At 44.2% G+C, this 18,454-nt stretch carries 17 protein-coding genes; 9 read left to right on the plus strand and 8 right to left on the minus strand.

The window, feature by feature from the left end:
• The first annotated feature begins 104 nt into the window (after positions 1-104).
• The 3 genes from HY811_03765 (at position 105) to HY811_03775 (ending at position 4,137) form a co-directional block, all read left to right on the plus strand.
• Entirely contained in the window at positions 105-2,348 is a 2,244-nt protein-coding gene (locus tag HY811_03765) for a hypothetical protein (protein ID MBI4833921.1), read from the plus strand.
• A gap of 70 nt (positions 2,349-2,418) precedes the next feature.
• Complete coding sequence (locus HY811_03770) at positions 2,419-2,967, plus strand: hypothetical protein (GenBank protein ID MBI4833922.1); 549 nt, start codon at positions 2,419-2,421, stop codon at positions 2,965-2,967.
• Between the two features lie 12 nt (positions 2,968-2,979).
• Positions 2,980-4,137 carry a hypothetical protein gene (locus HY811_03775; GenBank protein MBI4833923.1) on the plus strand — a complete coding sequence of 386 codons (1,158 nt, stop codon included), beginning with the start codon at positions 2,980-2,982 and terminating at the stop codon, positions 4,135-4,137.
• Between the two features lie 40 nt (positions 4,138-4,177).
• On the opposite strand, the gene HY811_03780 is transcribed toward HY811_03775, so the two are convergent.
• Together HY811_03780 and HY811_03785 are read right to left on the minus strand one after the other, a co-directional pair.
• Complete coding sequence (locus tag HY811_03780; GenBank protein MBI4833924.1) at positions 4,178-5,935, minus strand: HEAT repeat domain-containing protein; 1,758 nt, start codon at positions 5,933-5,935, stop codon at positions 4,178-4,180.
• A gap of 78 nt (positions 5,936-6,013) precedes the next feature.
• Complete coding sequence (locus tag HY811_03785) at positions 6,014-6,847, minus strand: formylglycine-generating enzyme family protein (GenBank protein MBI4833925.1); 834 nt, start codon at positions 6,845-6,847, stop codon at positions 6,014-6,016.
• Between the two features lie 226 nt (positions 6,848-7,073).
• On the opposite strand from HY811_03785, the gene HY811_03790 reads away from it, so the two are divergent.
• Both HY811_03790 and HY811_03795 read left to right on the plus strand, forming a co-directional pair.
• Positions 7,074-9,023 (plus strand): hypothetical protein, encoded by a 1,950-nt coding sequence (locus HY811_03790; GenBank protein ID MBI4833926.1) that lies wholly within the window; start codon positions 7,074-7,076, stop codon positions 9,021-9,023.
• Between the two features lie 84 nt (positions 9,024-9,107).
• Positions 9,108-10,562, plus strand: coding sequence for a HEAT repeat domain-containing protein (locus HY811_03795; GenBank protein ID MBI4833927.1), 1,455 nt, complete (start codon positions 9,108-9,110; stop codon positions 10,560-10,562).
• A 146-nt stretch (positions 10,563-10,708) separates the two neighbouring features.
• Here the strand turns inward: HY811_03795 and HY811_03800 are convergent, their stop codons facing one another.
• From HY811_03800 to HY811_03810, 3 genes are all read right to left on the minus strand, one after another.
• Positions 10,709-11,509 carry a hypothetical protein gene (locus HY811_03800; protein MBI4833928.1) on the minus strand — a complete coding sequence of 267 codons (801 nt, stop codon included), beginning with the start codon at positions 11,507-11,509 and terminating at the stop codon, positions 10,709-10,711.
• An 873-nt stretch (positions 11,510-12,382) separates the two neighbouring features.
• Entirely contained in the window at positions 12,383-12,556 is a 174-nt protein-coding gene (locus tag HY811_03805) for a hypothetical protein (protein MBI4833929.1), read from the minus strand.
• A 4-nt stretch (positions 12,557-12,560) separates the two neighbouring features.
• Positions 12,561-13,055 carry a hypothetical protein gene (locus HY811_03810; protein ID MBI4833930.1) on the minus strand — a complete coding sequence of 165 codons (495 nt, stop codon included), beginning with the start codon at positions 13,053-13,055 and terminating at the stop codon, positions 12,561-12,563.
• A 43-nt stretch (positions 13,056-13,098) separates the two neighbouring features.
• On the opposite strand from HY811_03810, the gene HY811_03815 reads away from it, so the two are divergent.
• Positions 13,099-13,239 (plus strand): hypothetical protein, encoded by a 141-nt coding sequence (locus tag HY811_03815; GenBank protein MBI4833931.1) that lies wholly within the window; start codon positions 13,099-13,101, stop codon positions 13,237-13,239.
• A 90-nt stretch (positions 13,240-13,329) separates the two neighbouring features.
• Here the strand turns inward: HY811_03815 and HY811_03820 are convergent, their stop codons facing one another.
• The 3 genes from HY811_03820 to HY811_03830 all read right to left on the minus strand — a co-directional run bounded on the left by HY811_03820 (position 13,330) and on the right by HY811_03830 (position 15,036).
• Positions 13,330-13,677, minus strand: coding sequence for an STAS domain-containing protein (locus tag HY811_03820; protein MBI4833932.1), 348 nt, complete (start codon positions 13,675-13,677; stop codon positions 13,330-13,332).
• A gap of 69 nt (positions 13,678-13,746) precedes the next feature.
• The gene (locus HY811_03825; protein MBI4833933.1) at positions 13,747-14,682 is read right to left on the minus strand and encodes a sensor domain-containing diguanylate cyclase; all 936 of its coding nucleotides are present in this window, start codon (positions 14,680-14,682) and stop codon (positions 13,747-13,749) included.
• A gap of 159 nt (positions 14,683-14,841) precedes the next feature.
• Positions 14,842-15,036, minus strand: coding sequence for a hypothetical protein (locus HY811_03830; GenBank protein ID MBI4833934.1), 195 nt, complete (start codon positions 15,034-15,036; stop codon positions 14,842-14,844).
• Between the two features lie 193 nt (positions 15,037-15,229).
• Here HY811_03830 and HY811_03835 point away from each other — a divergent pair, with 193 nt between their 5' ends.
• The 3 genes from HY811_03835 (at position 15,230) to HY811_03845 (ending at position 18,403) form a co-directional block, all read left to right on the plus strand.
• The gene (locus HY811_03835; GenBank protein ID MBI4833935.1) at positions 15,230-15,901 is read left to right on the plus strand and encodes a YdcF family protein; all 672 of its coding nucleotides are present in this window, start codon (positions 15,230-15,232) and stop codon (positions 15,899-15,901) included.
• A gap of 249 nt (positions 15,902-16,150) precedes the next feature.
• Positions 16,151-16,414 carry a hypothetical protein gene (locus HY811_03840; protein ID MBI4833936.1) on the plus strand — a complete coding sequence of 88 codons (264 nt, stop codon included), beginning with the start codon at positions 16,151-16,153 and terminating at the stop codon, positions 16,412-16,414.
• A gap of 69 nt (positions 16,415-16,483) precedes the next feature.
• Positions 16,484-18,403 (plus strand): hypothetical protein, encoded by a 1,920-nt coding sequence (locus HY811_03845; GenBank protein ID MBI4833937.1) that lies wholly within the window; start codon positions 16,484-16,486, stop codon positions 18,401-18,403.
• The last annotated feature ends 51 nt before the right edge of the window (positions 18,404-18,454 follow it).

Here is an 18,454-nt window from a genome sequence, read left to right on the forward strand (position 1 = left end):
TGAGAAACTGGAATTTAATAATTGTGAAGCGAAGCGCCCCCTACGGCCGAAGGTCCCTATTATCTGGTGCCCTGTTCGGCCGAGCGCTCACGACGAAGACCGTAATGAAATGGAGCGGGGGAGTCCCGATTCTCATCGGGGGGATTTGTTTGGTAATTGTGTTTTGGTCATTGAAATTTGCGCCGCCTCTGGCGGCGGATTCCTGGTCACAGACGACCTTTACCGATGGAACATTTTCCGATACGGTGACATCTACCGGAGCGGCTGACGTTAAGTTGAAAAATGATATGGATATCAGCACCATCGGCAATGGTTCTGATGGTGCAATAACGATAGCCGCTTCCAAAAATATTAATACAGATATTATTGCCTCTGAACGGACGGCCGCCGATGGCGTTAACTGGCAAATTTCAAATGATGTTGCTTCAGGGCAGGCTACGATTTCATCAGGAGTTGCAAGACCGAACGGATTTGCCATCGGAGATGAAATCATGATAATTAATCTTAAAGGCACATCGGGCAATTATGCCGGTGTGGGATTATATGAGTTTAAAAGAATTACCGCGCTTCCTGATGGCACTTCTATTACGGTCAATTCTAATCTGACTAATTCCTATGACGGAACTACCCAGAAGATAATGGTCCAGCGCGTGCCGAATTATACTGATGTAACTATTAATGGCGGTATTTCGCTTACCTGCAGTTCCTGGAATGGAATAACCGGAGGGGTTGTTGCATTTAGGTCTAATGGCATAGTCAGTATCAATGCTACCGGTTATATTGACGCGTCAGGAAAAGGATTTAGGGGCGGCACAGGGGTGGCATATAATGTAAACGCCCCGGCCGGGGAAACACATTTTGGGGGATTGTATAATTCAGGTGGGGTTCATGGCGCTAACGCTGTGGCTACTGCGAATCCGGGAGGCGGAGGAGGTGGCGGCGGTGCTTCAAGTTTTACGGGTGCGTCAGGAACTTCCGGGTCTGCAGGGGGTGGCGGTGGTGGAGCATATTATATGGGTTGGTTTCCCAATGGCGGTGGTGGCGGTGGTGGTGGATATGGTTCTATCGGCGTAAACGGCGCAGGGTTTACTATGGGAGCTTCGGCCTCAGGGGTTACTGGTGGAACTGGAGGTAATGGAGGTAGCGGTGCTTCGTATGCTTATGCAGGCGGTGGAGGCGGAGGCGGAACATATGGGGATTCTCAAACATTAAATAGCCATGCGTATTTAGGCGCAGGCGGCGGCGCAGGAGGAGGAGCTTTTAGTTGGGCTTCTGATGGCGGTCCCGGTGGTAATGGAGGAACCGGCGGCGGTATTGTTTTTATCGGAGCTAACCAGATTATTTGCGGTAATATTCTGGCAGACGGCGTCCCAGGAAGCGCAGGGTTAAAGGTTGACCGTGCGGCTCGTGGTGGTGGCGGTGGCGGAGCCGGCGGCTCAATAATAATCATGGCGTATGACATACAAAATAATAATTTAATCAGGGCGAATGGTGGAGCAGGCGGAACTTCATCTACTTATGCAGGCGGCGCAGGCGGCGGCGGAAGGACCTATGCCATATATAATTATTTGAACGGTAACGCACCGACTCCAAATTATGCGGTTGGGGCATATTGCGTTGCTCCCGGCACATATATTTCACCCCCAATTACGAGCACCGTTTTCTATTGGGGCGTCTTGACCTATGCTAAGACCACTCCGGTTGGCACTAATTTGACCGTGGATATATTAAACGCCTCGGATAATTCACTCTTGGTTGCCAATGTTTTATCAGGGACTGCTTTGTGGGATACCTACCCCTCTACTTTTAACGGTATGACAAGCATTAAATTGAGATGTAATTTTTCTCCTTCAGGTGATGGGCAAACACCGACCCTCTCCGATTGGGGAATACATTATACAGGCGGTAATACAACGGTTACCACGTCTAACTGGGCGGATTTGTTGAATGGCAATCCTGTTAAAATGGGACAATTAATTGCATACGTCAAATTTGATATGCAATCGGCAGGCGGAGCCGCTATCTGGAAACGTTTCCGCGTTGATAAAGGGGTGAAAACATACGGCAACATTGCCTGCCCGGATAATAAAATAGAGGTGCAAGTCTGGTGCGAAAATACGGGTAACGGTTTATGGGATGCAGGTGATACATTTATCGCCAAAGGAAATTTCACCAATGGCGCCTGCTGGCTTAACATGAAGCGCTGGAAAGTAACGATGGCTTCCAGGACATATTATATTGTCTATGAGCTGTCAAATGACATTGGCGGTGGCCAGAGGGCGGGAGTAAAAATATTAGATAGTAGTTATCTTGAATTTGAAAATGCTTCGTGTGTAGGGGTTCCTTAAGACGAATTGTATCCCGAAAATATTTTAGGGCATATTCGCCCGGTATTTTTATGGTGAAAAAGAGAAATTTATGATGAAAGTGAAAAAATGTATTATCATATGGTTAATTCTGGTAATAAGCACTATTACTATCTGCGCCGAAGGCAAAGGCTGTTGGGGGCAGGAGCTTAGCGAAAGGGTGGACACAGTAAGCGGAAGCAGTGGCGCAGGCGGCGGGAGCAGTGGAGGTGGCGGAGGAGGAAGCGGTTCAAGCGGAGGAGGTAATCCTGTTGTCCTGGTGCTTCCGGATAAACCGATGAATCCTCAACCGTTAAACGGTGCCTTGGGAATAAGCCGTCAGCTTGCCGCGACAAACGGCGCTTTGATATGCGAAGTTGCCGCTGACCCTTCTATAGAATATACGGTATATTTCGGAACTGATTATCCTTTGACCGAAAGTAACTTTCTGACATGGGCCTACGACGACAATGATGGCGCAACAGACGGTATTTTAACGATTGATTTATCCGGATTATTGTTAAATATATTAGATCCCCAAACCACATATTATTGGCGTGTTGATGCGGCCGGTTATGATGGAACTACCATCGGAGATACCTGGTGGTTTGTTACCCAGTAACCATCGATTTTTATGGGTAAAATAAATAAATTTTTGGTTATTGCTTGTTGCTTAATCATGATTGCTTCTCTTTCAATCGGAGGCGAAGCGCGCGGTTGCTGGGGTCAGGAGCTTAGCGAAAGGGTGGACACAGTAAGCGGAAGCAGTGGTTCAGGTGACGGTAGCCGTGGAGGTGGCGGAGGAGGAAGCGGTTCAAGCGGCGATGGAGGCGGAACAGTAACGCAAGCAACTGGAGGTTGGGCCAGACAAACCCCATCCGGAGCGGGCGGATTGCCTGTAGGCAGGCGCTCTCACGGAATGGTTTGGGACGGAATCAGGGTGATAATGTTCGGCGGGTATGACGGTGCCAATAATCGAAACGACCTCTGGTGGTACGGCCCTTCCGCCAATACTTGGACGCAGATGCGCCTAAACGGGGCGGCTGGCTCACCATCAGCAAGGCAGGCTTTTACTATGGTGTGGGATGGGACAAGAGTAATCATGTTTGGAGGCTCAACCGGGGCCGCTTTCCCAAATGACCTTTGGTGGTATAATCCGAATACGAATACCTGGACACAACAGATTGCTGATGGTGTCGCCACTTCTCCTATCGGCAGGTTTAATGCCAGTATGGCCTGGGATGGAACCAGGGCGATTCTTTTCGGAGGGCAGGATATCTGGGAAACATTCCTTAATGATGTCTGGGCGTATAATCCGAATACGAATTCCTGGACACAGCTTTCGGCGCAAGGCGCGGCAGGCTCTCCTTCCGCCAGGACAGGGCATACGCTTGTCTCAAACGGTTCGGGTATTTTGCTCTTTGGCGGACTGGGTCCTCTGACGTCTTACCGGAATGATTTATGGCTTTATGATACGGTTGGCAACAGCTGGTCTGAATTGATTCCGAACGGCGCCGCGAATTCTCCCAATGCCAGATTATTCCATTCCATGTCATGGTGCGGTAGCCAGGGAATTATGTTTGGCGGAAGTCTTCCAGGTTTACGAAATGATTTGTGGATATGTTCATCCGGAGGAAGCTGGACACAGCGTATAAGTAACGGTGCGGCGACTTCACCGGCTGTGCGTGAGCGCGCCGGAATGGTCTGGGATGGCAGTAAAATTATCATGTTCGGCGGCGAAGGAGATAATTCCAATGAATTGAGCGATACCTGGTGGTTTATTACGCAGTAAGTTTATTTGTGGATAGGATTAAATAATATGTTTCTTAATCTTAATCCGGCTTACTGGTAAAAACATGGTCTAAAATAGCCAATCTTATGTCATAGTTGGTGTCAGCTGTAATTTTATACAACGGGTTTATTTTCTCAGTATCGAGTATGAATCCTATTGCGAACATTGCATACTGCCTCATGTCAGGGTTTTGTTCCCCATCGTAAAAGTCCATTACTTTTTCCAGCGATGATTTATCCCCGATATAGGCGATTCCATGAAGCGCATGTAAAACGAATTGAGGCATTAATTCTTTGTTATTAATTCTGTTGTGAAGCGTTTCCAATATTTCCTGTCTTTTCCCCAACATTGCCAAAGAAACGGTTAAATTGTTATATACATTTGCCGCAACCGCAAGTTCTTTTTGGGCTTTTTGGTATATTTTCTCTACAGCGTTAATAGCTGATTCATCACCAATCATTCCCAGTGCTTGGCAGGCATAAAGCCAGCTTACAGGGTCGGTAAATTCTTCCTTCTCCAAAATCTCAAGCAATAACGGCACGGATTTTTTATCCTTAAGAAGCCCGAGTGCAATTACCGTTGCAGATCTTGCGGGCGTGTTTTTTTTGGTTAAAAGCTCTCTTAAAGTGTCGCAAGCTTTTTCTTCCCCTAAAATGCCTAAGGCAATAATTGCGAATTCCTTTAAGCCTAAAACGATTTCCTTCCCCTTGACGACATCAAGGATAATATTATATGCTGATTTATCCCCTAACTGTGCCAAAGAGATTACCGCAAATTGCCGGACAGTAGGGATTTTATCTTTGGCCAAAAGTTCTATCAGGGTGTTTTTTGCCTCGGGCGATTTGATTAAGCCAAATGCAATGGTTATACTGGCGCGTAGTTTGGGTGTTTTATGGGCGTCTTTTAACGCCGTATTTAAAAGCGGTATTGCTTCTGCGTCACCCATCCTTCCCAACGCCAGAGCCGCATATGACCGTATATCTTCCTCAAGCTTAGAATTATTAAGTATTTTTTCTATCAGCGGGATTTGCGCCTTTTCCTGTAGATTCCCCAAAGAAAGCAGGGCGGAACAAACGATATCTTTTTCAATCTTTTCCCCATCCTTTAAAACAAGAAGTTCTTTAAGTGTTTCTACTGATTTATTATCTTTAATATATCCGAGTCCCAGAACCGCGTAAGCGCGCGTTACGCTTATGAGTTTTTTGGTGAAGATTATTTTTCTTAAGTCTTCTACAGCCGAAGGGTCGCCTGTCAGGCCGAGCGAAAGGCATACCACATTTTGAACGAAAAACTCCTTGTCATTTTCTAAAGATTCCTTGAGGTGCTTAACAACATTCCTGTTCTTTGTTTTACCCAGCGCCAGGGCGGCCATGGCTCTGGTTAAGGCGACTTTATCATTCTTTAAAACAGCAGCAATGCGGTCTATGAGCTTGTTCTTATTTTGTTGGACGGCAATGGTTTCGTCCTGGCCAATTGGTTTTTCTTCATCCCAGACAAGCGGTGTCTTGAAAGGCAGATAATTAAGGCGGTTTTTTATCCACCATACTTCCCACATGCCGAAATTATTCGGGACAGGAGAAGGTGGGTTTAATACTAATGGTTCAAGTCCGGTGCTGGTGGGTGGCCGGGGTGGGACTTTTGGTGTTTCTTGGATTTTAGGTTTAGGGGGCAATACAGGCGGTGGCGGAGTTCCACCGGATGGGCAACAACTGTAAGCATGGTTAAAATCACTCAAAGATAAAACCGTTATCGCCAGGAATGAAATTACCGTTAGCCAGGCAATATTTTTAGGATTCATATCATTTCCTTTCTCGTTTGATACAAGGTTCTCCTGTATAATACAATCTAAACAGGCGAAAGTTTTATAAAAATAGTTTTAATCCAAATTTATTGAGCAGCGAAACCCATTACCGTTGCAATAGCCATCCGGGCCCGGATTGTCACGGTCGGTTGAACGGCAATTTTTGATTTCATTAAACCACCCGCCGCCTCTGACCACATGATAAGAACCTGTTAACGGGCCAATCGGATTCTTCACGGGCATATCAAAATAATTAGTTAAATATTGGTAATAATCTTCGCCGTACCAATCATAACACCATTCCCAGACATTTCCGATCATATCATATAATCCGAAACCGTTTGGTTTTTTCTTTCCTACAGGCTGGGTTGTTTCCATTGAATTTTTTTTATACCAAAGGAATTTTTCATCTTCATCGTCTCCCCAGTAAAACAGGGTAGTTGTTCCTGCCCGGCAGGCATATTCCCATTCTGCTTCTGTCGGCAACTTCAACCCTGTTTTTCTGCAAAAGATAATGCTGTCTTCCCATGAAACCATCTCTACAGGATACTCATTCCCTTTGTTAAACCCTGACGGATTGTTTTTCATAATCGTTTTCCATACGCCTTGGGTCACTTCATACTTTCCGATTAAAAAACTGTCTATTTTAACTTCGTGAACCGGTCGTTCGTCTCCATCGCCATTGGTGTTTCCCATTTGGAATATTCCTCCAGGTATAAGCACAAAAGCCATGCCGGTTTGAATGTGATTGTATTCTTTATACCCTTGTTGGTTGATGCCGATAAACTTCATTCCTTTAACAGTCGGTGTTATATCCGATGGGGTAGCCGTGCATGAAAGGCATAATATACAAAATGTTATGGTGATAAATACGATAAGGTAAACAGGACGTTCGATATGTTTAATCATAATTGTATGCACTTATTTATATATATGCCAAAAAAAGGCATTTGTCAATATATATGCTTGGTATTTATAGGGCATATTCTCGCAATCCACTATTACAAATAAAAGGGATAACATCTTAAGGTTTTTCTTGACTTAGAATCGGAGTTAAATATAGTATAAAACTATTAGGTGTTTTTGCAATAGCATGGTATAATTTATTATGTAGTATGTTGGGAAATAGTGGATTATGATTCAGCAATCAATGAGAGTGGTAGTTATCTGCATCATTATTTTAATAGCCTGTTTTAACGGGTTTATATTAACACAGAATGCTGAGGAAGAAGGGGTAGACGAGGATTTTATCGAAGATTTGGAGGGTTCGATAGAAGGATGGGAAGAAGAAGGGGAAGGGGCCGGTTTAGGTGAAGACCAGGGATTAAATGAGGATGACGGGATAGTAGAAGACGGGGAAGAAGAAATAGAAGAGCCGCTGCCAAAAGAACCTGTAAAACCTGAAGAGGTTATTCGCTCGTCGGATATTACGGTTTATAACCTGGATATCAACCAGATTGTGGCGCGTATTTGTTCGGAAAGGACGGGGAATGCTTCCAAAGGAGGCAAGGATGCCAATGGGATGCCTCTGATTATCTGGCTGGTTGATAATACTACTTATGTAAAGGATAAGAAATGCCACGAAGAGCTGTCCAAGGCTATTGATAAAACATTCCGTAAGGCTGGATCTTTTCAAATGGCGGTTGTCAAATTTTCCTCCAAGCCTGAAATAGTTGCCAAAGCCGATAAGGAACTTAAAAATGCCTGCAAGGCAATCAGTGAGATATGCCGGACGCCCGATGACAACCCGAAGGATTATTGCGAGGCAACCAGGTTTTGTGTCGAATCATTCAAAGATTATCCGCACAAAAAACACCTAGTCCTTTTTACGCTGCAAAACAATAACATAGAATATGATTTGGAAAAGACCCTGTCTATGCTCAAAGGGAATATGACGCTCGATGTCATAAGCGGCGGAGCGGGTTTCCAGGAGCATAATTTGTATGTATCAATACGCAAATCAGGCGGGCGTGTCTCGACTGATTCTGCGAATTCCGAGCTTCACAGGTATAGCCGCGCCGGTTCTTTTATCATCCCGCGTTATTTCCTTAATCAGTATGTCTCTTCCGGATATGGTTATTATGGCCTGGGCCGCCTGGCAGCCTATAGCGGCGGTAAATATTATATGTATTACCCGCCGGGCGGAGGGGATGCCAAATCTTTCTGCGAACTTCATAAGTGCATCTGGTGCGAGAAAAACCAGGCCCACGATTGCGGTACTTCTTATACCAAGCTTTTCCCGGCTTTGGGGCCGGCGCTGGTTTCCCGTCTTTATTATGAAGAGCTTTATAAATCGGACCCGCTTTACCAGTTTATTAAGGACGAAGGCAAAGCGATTGGCGTAATGGGTAATATCCCGCGCGATTTAAAAACAATCTTCAGCGAAGGGAAAAAGGCCTCCGCGGCCGTGCTTAAGCAGGTGGAATCGGTAATCAAAAAATACGACGAGCGGATTGCCGAAACGGAAAAGGTGCTGGAAGAAAACCGGGGAAAAGGTGTTTTACGGTTCAGGGCGCACGCCATGGTTGCGCTGGCACAATATTATGTCGAGCGTTTTAACCTGGAACAATATAAGGCCTATTTAGAGCAGTTGAAAAAACCCAAGAACGCCAACTGGGAAAACGGTTATATCGTAGGAAATGCCGATTGCCTTTGCCACCTGGAGTTCGCTTTCAAGGATAAAGATGACTATATCAAAACCAATCTCCGGCAGGATTTGAAAAAATCAGTAAAGATGATGACCGGCCGTAAAGAATTCAGGTTTTATGTTAAGGACGAAGACGGTGAGGAAAAATTGGCTAAAGCACTTGAGGGGGTTGCTAAAATTATCGTCCAGTGGAAAAATACCCCCTGGGAATTAGTTGCAAGAAGGATTCCTTTGGTGATTGAATTTGACATCAGCTATTCGTTTGCCCAATCCAGGGCGCGCCGTTCAAAGCCGCCTCCGCCGCCCGTTACGCCCAAGCCTTCTCCGACCCCGACTCCTTCGCCCACGCCGACGCCAACCCCTGACCCGGCACCTGCGCCGGCGCCTGCTCCCGGGCCTTCGCCCACGCCGACACCTACGCCTACCCCGACGAAATAGTCGGGTAATAAGTAGATAAGGAACTAAGTTGATAGGGATTAATTTTATTATTCCTCACCTGGCGCGTGTATTACCATTTCACTCTTGACAAGCGGCTTGTTTAGAAGTATACTCAATCCTATGAAGTATGTTGTGCTGATATGCGGTATGGTGTTATTGATTGCATCTTGTCAGACGGAGAAACCAGTAGCCAGGGAAGATCAAAACCCCTCGATACCCGCTACTCAATACTCGCTACTAATTTCCCAGCTCGGTGGCGATGATTGGGAAACACGGGAATCCGCTCAAAAGAAACTGGAAGACTGGCCCGCAGACACAATAGGCGAAATAGAACCGGCCGTTAAAGAAGCCGCAGAAAGCAATGACCCGGAAACCCGTACCCGTGCCATCCGTATTTATGACATAATTAAAATCAGAAAGCGGGTAAAGTTCTCCGATAGTTTCTTGAAGGAATTCCCTGATATCTACCGCGATTTAACTAAACTTGACGCAAGCGGCAGGTTTGGATGCCTTCAAAAGATTACTGGCACAAATCAAAAAGACATGTTTGAACCCATTAAATTTATATATAAAGATAAAGTATTAAACACTGATATTGCCGGTTTGATTGGCGAGATTATCCAAGATAATATTAAAGGAGTATCCGACAAACAGAAACAAATTATTCTCTCTATAGTTAGCGGTGAACTGTATCATGACCCGCTGTCTTCCAGCACGGATATTGAAGGAGGATGGTGCGATATCATCCCGGAAGCTGCTCCATACGTCATAAAACTTCTAAAAGATGATAACTATGTTTGCGCAAAAGCTGCGGAAGCTCTTGGAAAACTTGGGGCGAAAGAAGCTATTCCTAGAATAAAGGAACTTATGAACCGTCAAAATGAATATGTCCATATGTGCGCTGTCGTGGCTCTTGGCCGCCTTGGCGCCAAAGAAATTATTCCCGATTTAATGAAATTCTTAAAGTCCGGATACGTTCGCGGTTCAGTCGCTCAAGCCCTTGGTTATTTAGGAGTAAAAGAAGCCATACCTGATATAATAAAGCTCCTAAAGGATGGTGCTTGGGATGTTCGGTGGTCTGCGGTTAGCGCTCTTGGATTACTTAACGCTAAAGAATCTGTTCCCGAGATAATAAAACTCTTGGAAGACGAGCATCATGATGTTCGCCAGTGCGCTGTGAAAACGCTTGAGCAACTCGGCGACAAAGAAATTATTCCTGCAATGAGAAAATTATTAAATGACAAAGACCTGTATATGATAGGCTATGCTGTTATGACTCTTGCTAAGCTGGGAGATAAAGAATCAATCACAAAAATAATAAGGCTAATGGGATTTAATTATCCTGGTTATGGCGGACTTAGAGGGCTTTTTGCTATTGCACTCGTCGAGCTTGGCGCAAAGGATAAGGTAACCCAGGATATAGTAGATGATATTAATATCATCGCGGTAAATTGGCATGATGGTTACAAATCCCGCGCCCGCGCCGCGCTAAAGGAATTAGGCGTTTCCGATGAAGAAATAGAAAAGGCGAAGGAATGAAACTTCTATAGAGTATTCTCTGTGCACTCCGCGCCTCTGCGGGGATATCTACTTCCTCGCCACTTGTATATCCAATGGCTATCAAAAGTGGTAAATAGCTCTGAAACGGAAAGGATATAGACACTCGTACGGGACACATCGCTAATTCACTTTTGCGTTACTTTCATCTCCAGGTAAAAAAGCTTCACCGGGTCGTTGGCGAAATTGATAAACGACTTGCCGCCGGTTTCAAACGGGTATAAATTCAACGCCGGGTCAACAAACCCCTGCACCATCTCGTTGGTCTCGTCGTTCTGCACCTTGATTATATCCTGGCCGTAAGCGCTTTTGACAATAGCCGAGCCTGCCTGTATGATTCTCTGGTTAATCGCGGCTTTAAACGAGCCTTTCCTTCTTAGCTTGGTTAAACAGAACGGGTTGCCGGCAATCAGTTTGTCGGATGATTGCAAGATACCTTCCACAATCGAATCCGCGGTCAGCCATAAAGCGACTAATGGTGCAATCCCCAGCCCTTCCGCACGCGTGCCGGTAAACATAAGCGTCCGGGCGGCCATGCCTCGCGCGTAATTTTCCTTGCTGTGGTCAACCGCATCTTTGAACCGCTTGGCAGGAATCCCGTCAACCGTTTCGTATGCCGCGTCTATCTTGGACTGGTATTTTTTGTAGGAGCGGCTTAAGTTAGCCGAATGCTTGGTAATAATGTCATTGGCGTCCAGCCCGGCCCGGCTGACAAAATCAGGATGGACCATATTCCGGTATTTCTTGGTCGCCACCCCGACCAGGCGCGATTGGTAATCCTCCTCGTTCTTTATTTTCATCTTGCGTTTTTCGTTGATGCGTTCGGCATTGACGTGAAAACCGTCACGCCACTGTTCGGCAATCCTTTGCGGAGACCAATCGCTTGGGCTTAAGTGCCTTATAAAATGGGTTAGTATCTTGTCCGGCATATTCACCTCCTCGTTAATACTCACCGCCAAGACCCAAAGGTCATGAGGGATGAGCCTGTTATTCTTCACTCCCGCCGGGTAGGGGAGGGGGTTAAAATCCAAAGCAAGTTATAGCCCCGTGAGTAACCCGGCACAGGCTAATTATCAGGAATATCAATCCTGCGGCAATATTCCGTCCGCCAACAGATAAAGGCATTATAGAAATAAATTATGCATATGTCAAGAATAATTTATGCCAATCGTATCTCCCACCCAACAAGATATCCCAGCTATGATATGTGTATTAATCACATTAACTATGTGTAATACCAACAATATACCTATGTTGAGATAAGATAAACTATATTATGGTGTTAGATTAATAATATATAGTTATTAGATATGGTATATATAACAATAACACAAATAATGTGTAATATTAACACATAGAATATCTAATGCCTAACTATAGTATATATTATGGTTAGATAAGATTTAAGTAATAATAAGATATAATATAAGTAGATATAGCATTCGTATTATGTAGGGGGGACATACCCCCTATGTAGCACCCACATATAGTATAAATGGAGCATATGGTAGGTATGGGGAACCACGCTTAGTGATTGCCTTATGTGGATTATATGCTTGGCTGGTTATAAGGGGCGCTGTTATTAGAGTGCAGTGATATGCGTTAGAGTGATTATCCATTATGGAGAGTTAGTATGCAGGCACGGCTTTATGCGATTTAGGGATAAAGGAAACTTGGGTGGGGATTTATTTCCTCTTTGCCAGATGGGAGTGGTAAGTCCTGCCCCACCGGTTTTAACCCGTCCTCCGTAGCAGTCAGCAGCTGCTATTGCGGGGGGTTAGATATGGCGAATGCCGATGGTATTATTTAACCATTCCTTTTCTAATCTTTTCCCTGAACTTCTTTTCTTTGTCGGTTAATGCCCGAAAAGTAAGTTTATTAACCTCTTCCAGCCAATTAAGTTTCCATTCAGGCGAAGCATCGCGGAATTTACGTAATATTTCCTTCGGATATGTGTAAACAATACCTTTTTTCATAGGGTCATTTAGCCTTTTCCTTAGCAAGCGAATTCAACATTGCGATATCGGATAAATCAGTAGTTCGTCCTGCTTTCTTCTTCATCTTAATAAGGTCGGAAATTGCCACGATCGGGATTAATAAATTACGGGCACGTTTGGTTATTTTTCTTTTTAATGCCTGTTCCGGCTTTACAGGAGCAGTCACCAGAATATCAATTTCCTGGACAGGAATACGGTGGTGATAAAAGCTAAAAACCTTCATATTTTTCTCGGTTATCCATTGATGGCGTGTAAAGGGGTCTGCAATAAGTTCGGGATTTAACGGTAATTTCGACCTGTATCCTAAAGATTTTAATACTTTTACTAATTTCTTTACATTATCTTGGGTTAGGACAACTAATAAATCAAGGTCTTGCGTCATGCGTGGAATGCCATGTAAATTCACCGCAATCCCGCCAGCGACTACATATTTAACTTTTGCCTTATTAAGCGCCCTGAATACTTTTTCGTAGAACATAATAAGATATTTTAGTTAAAAGCGGGATAAAAGCAAGGAAATTATGAAGCGCCACTCGTTTATACCCATTTTATCTTTCATTATCTTCGGCGGAATCAACCGAACCATCCTCCTTTTCGGCGGGATGGCCTTCTGCGTAGGCGAGCGGCTTGCCAGAATATTTTTCCTGCTCCTAATCAAATGATTAACTGGCGAAACGATAGGGCTATAATGCCAGATAGGCGCATTAAACAGATAAACTGATAATCGGATGAGTTGTTATAATAGCGAAACATCAGGAATTCAATTTGCTAAGAGCCGTTTTTATATCGGGTACGATGTCAATTATCTTATCCACCCCCAGTAATCTAAATATATCTTTGACTTCTGAATGAGGGTTAACCAATATAATACTGCCTTTGTTTTCTTTGGTGACGGCGTGGACGCCCATGAAAATCCCGGCCCCGACACTGGTCATATAATTTACTTTAGACAGGTCAACGACGATTTTATATTTCCCCTCATTTATTAGCTTATTGACGGAATCTTCAAGTTGGCGGCATGAATAAACATCGATGGTCCCTTCGAGCGAAAATATGATGGCGTTCTTTTCCGTGTTTTCCTGGATTTCGATTTGTAGCATCTGGACAACCTCCTTTTTATTACGGTATCTTTTTAAAATACACGCAATAATTTCCATTCCAAAAGCTGGTTATTTGCCCCCTGCCTGCGCAACCAACCTGGTTCCCGTATCAATTGATATACAATTACGCCCAGCTTTTTTGCTTTGATACATCAATTTATCAGCTTTTTTTATTACTCCATCTACGGTATCGGTTGTTTTCCCGATAATCGCACCTATCGAGATGGTAAATTTGATATTATAAATACGAACCATAAATTTATGCTCTTCAACGGCACGGCGCAAGCGGTTTGCCAGGGTGGAAATTGAATCCTGGTTGATTCCCATGACGGTGGCAATAAATTCTTCTCCGCCCCAGCGCCCGAGTGAATCATATGGCCGTAAATTGCGCTTCAAGACGCCGGCGATAATCTTAAGCAGTTCATCGCCAGTATCATGCCCGTATTTATCGTTGACTTTTTTGAAATGATCGATATCGATAAAGAAAATCCCGAATTTCCATGAATAACGGGAAAGCTCATCCAGCCGCCTTTGGATATTCATTTCCAAATAGCGCCGGTTGCCTACCCCGGTCAGAGGATCAATATACGCCAGCAGTTCTTGTTCCGTCGCATATTTGATGCCGGCCATTTTATAGATATTAACACAAGACAGGCCCACCGCGCCGATAATTTGATTATGCGCATTTTTGAGCGGTGCGGCACGCAGGTAAATCGGCACCTGGTAGCCGTCTTTGTGATGAAGGTAAAATTCTTTTTCGTCGGCGCAGCCATATTTTATGGAATTTAATAGAATACATTGTTTTTGGTTGCAGGAATGGTCGCCGCTGCGGTCGAAATAGAAGAATTTTTTATTAGTACAGGGATGCCCGGTCACCGTTTGAGACCTTATCCCGGTTATTTTTTCCATAGATCTGTTCCAGTACCTGATTTTCGCCTTGTTATCTATGACATACACTCCGTGAGAAATATTATCTAAAATATTCTTACAGAAATTACGACTCATATTCATATTCTTTCCCTTTCCGCAGTAAATTATGGGCTCGTAAAACGCTGTATAATGAGTATTTCACAAAAAATGCGACAAAATCCCTCCCTTGTTAATTTCATTTCTAAAAAAGACACTACCTAAGTGCTAAGGTAATAACCGGTCTCCCCGTAAAAACTAAAAGGCCAACCCCCCTTTATTACAACAAAACGAGCTGTTGGCAATGCGTGTGTTTTTCAATAGGTGCGGCAACTCGTAATAATTCTTGTAGAGTGTTTTGCCTGGCGCTGAATTTTTAATGGTGTCATCCGGATAAAGTTTATTCTTTGTCCCAAAGTAAAAATCCGAAAATATTTTTTTCGTTCGTTTCATATTGAACTCGTAATATAATAAATATACACTATATTCCTGTTTTGTCAAGGGAAATTTTTTGCAATGCCGATTTTTTTTAGTGTAATCGGCTGCGATAACTTTTGATTAGGGGTTTTCATCGCTTTCCTGCTTACGCGATTAAGTTTGTGAGTGGCTTTTAGCCTTCGCCCGTGTTTTGCCGATATACAGTATTATGGTCGTTTCCCGGAAATTGCGTATTGTAAGCGCATCTCTTGCGTTATTAGCTCTGCTTCTGTCTATAAGCGCCGTGATGATGAACCATAGCATCGCTTCTGGATATAGCAATCGTATCTATGATATTAATGAGGTGCCAGCGTGCGAGGTCGGTCTGGTTCTTGGGGCTTTAGTCTGGAACAGCGGCCAGCCTTCCGATATCCTTGAAGACAGGTTGCTGACAGCAATCGAATTATATAGGCTCGGCAAGGTGAAGAAACTCCTGATATCTGGTGACCACGGCACCAAGCAATATGACGAAGTCAATGTGATGAAGGCGTTCATGCTTAAATGCGGTGTAAAGTGCGAGGATATTTTCATGGACCATGCGGGTTTTCGCACCTACGACAGCTGTTACCGGGCGCGGGATGTCTTCGGCGTCCGTTCCATGGTTGTTATTACCAACGAATTCCATCTCCCGCGCGCGCTATATATTGCCAATAAGATGGGGATTGGCGCGGTGGGGGTGAAATCAGACCGGCGCAGGTATCTCAGCGCCAATTATAACAATGCGCGCGAATTCCTGGCCTGTTGCAAGGCGTATCTGGATGTTAATATTATAAAGCCATTGCCGAAATATCTTGGAGTTCGGATTGACATCCACGGCAACGGTGAAGTCACACAGGATTGAATTGTTTCTCCTTTTGTCCTACCGGTTTAATACATCTCTTGTCGGCAAAACGCAACAATTGTAGGCTTTTGGCTACAACTTGTATTATGATTCTGTCTTATTCGTCATGAGGTGTTTTATCGTAACCGCTGTGTTTACATTCGGTTATAGCAATAAAAAAAACTATGGTGTTGCAGAAAAACTTGGCACGATATTTGCTATATATTAATATAGGGTGATAAGCAACTTAAACTGGCTGAAATGAAAATTATGGATAGAGCAATTAGCTTTCTGAAGAAGAATAACTTCCGAAACCGGAATAATTTGTCATGTCCACCGTTAACGCCAAGCGATATTCTTACTGTGAAAGGCAAGCCTTCATTAAAAGTAATTAAGCCGTATAAGAAACAAAATGTGCTTGTTGAGCAGGCAGAACAGGAATGGATTTATGTGATTCTTAACCCAATGAAATCAAAAGAACATTATTTTTTCAAGGGTGGTTATTTAGTTAACTGGAAAAAAACCGCGTTGTAGTTGATAAAAGGATGATGGAATGCCGTATCCGAATATAAATTTAGGCCCTAACGAATAAGGAGCCGGTTTATGAAAAGCAAAAACCATAAAGAAATGATTCCTGTTTTAATGTTGCTTTTTCTGGCATGTTTTATGATTTATCCGGCAGGAAGGAATTTATTCCTCTTTGCCCAGACCCAAATGGTTTTTAGCTTTACCGAATCTTTTTCAAACAACAACTATAAAGATGTTGTCAATACCACGGCTAACTGGAATACCGTGACAGGTTTGGTGTCCCTCATCAGCGGCGGTTCGTCAAATATATGGGATACGACAAAGCCTACCACTACAAATGCCCCGACCGCCAGAGCAAATTTCAGCGCTGTCTGGACAGGCTCCAAAATGATTGTTTGGGGCGGGCAAGATAGCGGAGGTTTTAAAAATAATGGCGGTGTCTACGACCCGGCAACTAACACCTGGGATACGACAAAACCAACTACTACTAATGCCCCTTCTGCGCGAGGATATCACCGTGCTGTCTGGACAGGCTCAAAAATGATTGTCTGGGGAGGCTGGAATGGCAGTTCTGATTTGAATAACGGCGGTATCTATGACCCGGCGACCGATACTTGGGATACGACTAAACCTACCACTACCGGTGCTCCTACGGCAAGGGATTGTTTCAGTGTAGTTTGGGATAGCGCTAATAATAAAATGATTATCTGGGGTGGTTGGATAGATGCCAGCCAAAGTGATGTAAATAATGGCGGTATCTGGACATTATCAACCAACACCTGGGATACGACCAAACCTACCACTACTGGCGCCCCTTCTGCAAGAGAGTCACATAATGCAGTTTGGGATAGTCTTAATAACAAGATGCTTGTCTGGGGTGGTGCATGGTATGATGTTGACTTTGAAGAATATAGCTGTTATAATAACGGAGGTTCGTATAATCCGGCAACCAATACATGGGATTTAACTAAACCCACTTCTACCGGTGCTCCTACAGCAAGGTTAGCCCATAGTGCGGTTTGGGACAGCACTAACAATAAGATGATTGTTTGGGGCGGTGATGACAGTTTTGACGGTGTAGGATATAATAACGGCGGATTTTATAATCCAGCAACTAATACATGGGATTTGACTAAACCGACTACCACCGGCGCGCCTAATAACACCAGGCATGATGCCGTATATACCGGAACTAAGATGATTGTTTGGGGTGGCTGGAGCGGAGCGGCTTACCAAAACACGGGCGCTTTTTACATAATTTCCGCCAGCGAATATACGACACCGGCAATTGCCCGTTCTTTGACGGTGGATAACACACCGGATACGATTAATTCTGTAATACTATCTGTTTCCGCAACTTTGCCAGCAAATACAACGATTACCTATGAAATCACCGCTAATTCCGGCACAAATTGGTATCAGGTAACACCAACGAATGATTTCGCTATTCCAGTCGTAGGTCGGGCAAGCGATCTCAGGTGGCGGGCGAATCTTTCCACCGCAGATAGCCAGCAGACGCCGTTATTGGATTGGGTAACTATTACATATTCCACCGCCGCAGTGGTTACGACTTCCAATTGGACCGCATTAACTAACGGTAACACGCCGGTAAGAATGGGACAGTCTGTCTGTCATGTTAAATTTAATATGAAAACGGATTTTGGCACGGCATACTGGAAACGTTTCCGCATAGATAAAGGCATTACTGGTGTTACTACTCCCGTTCCTGATAATAAAATAGAAGTGCAAATATGGGTGGAAAATAATAACAACGGGTTCTGGGATGCTAATGATATCCTGATAACTAAAGGCGGTTTTGTTAACGGTGTTTGTTATCTTAATATGCGGCAATGGCAGGTAACGACCACGACTAAAACCTATTATATTGTTTATAAACTGGCCGGGGATATTGGCGGAGGCCAGCGCGCCGGAGTAAAGATAGCGGATAGTTCTTATTTAGAGTTTGAAAATGCTACGTGTGTAGGTGTTCAGTAGAGTTCCAGACTGCCCTGATGGCCGGGATATTCATTTGACAATTCCCTGGTT

The organism is Planctomycetota bacterium (assembly GCA_016207825.1).
GTDB lineage: Bacteria > Planctomycetota > MHYJ01 > JACQXL01 > JACQZI01 > JACQZI01.